Genomic DNA, 626 nt, shown 5'->3' on the forward strand with positions numbered 1-626 from the left:
TGTCGAACGATTTGTTTTTTTTGCTGTTGTTGGTGTTTTCCTACCTTTTTATTGTTGTCGTTATTGGTACTTATAAGGTTTCCAAGCGCTTCGATATTCCGTGGTGGCGAGCGGCGTTTTATTGTATTTTTGGTGTTTCCCTCTTTTTGAAGGAAGTGCTGTTTTACGGCATTTTAGGAGTCGTCCTTTTTTTAGCTCTTTGGGGGATGGAGAGTATGGACATACCATGGGGACTCCTGTCCTTGATGGGGATCGTGTTTGCTGCACTGTTGGAGTGGTTCTTGATTTTGCATATGAGGGGGCGGCGAGATGGGGTGGTGACGCGTTGTTTGTGGTTATTGAAGGGGGTGGTGTTTTGCGCCGTTGTTGGAGCGATCTTTTTTTGTTTACGTCTGGGAGCAGAGTATATGGGGTTGAGCAGGCTTTGGTTCGCGAAGGATTGGGTGTTTTTCATCATTTGTGGATTGATCCTTCCTGTTATTTCTGTGGGAGCAAGGCGTGCGTGTGTGAAGGCGGAGACGTTTTTAAAGAGAGTGGGGTTTATGGGGCATTACAGATAACGTCGAGGGAATGATTGTTCAAAAGAACAGCGATAGCGGTAGGTTTGGGGATCAAACCAAAGCCCT

1 protein-coding gene is annotated in these 626 nt (G+C 46.2%); it reads left to right on the forward strand.

The features are described 5' to 3' along the window. Window positions 1-560 (forward strand): hypothetical protein (locus ACFIL3_RS11330; RefSeq protein ID WP_375682295.1); only part of this gene is annotated, 560 nt, incomplete at its 5' end. Between the last annotated feature and the right edge of the window lie 66 nt (window positions 561-626).

Source organism: Bartonella sp. CE47NXGY (genome assembly GCF_042195415.1).
Classification (GTDB): domain Bacteria; phylum Pseudomonadota; class Alphaproteobacteria; order Rhizobiales; family Rhizobiaceae; genus Bartonella.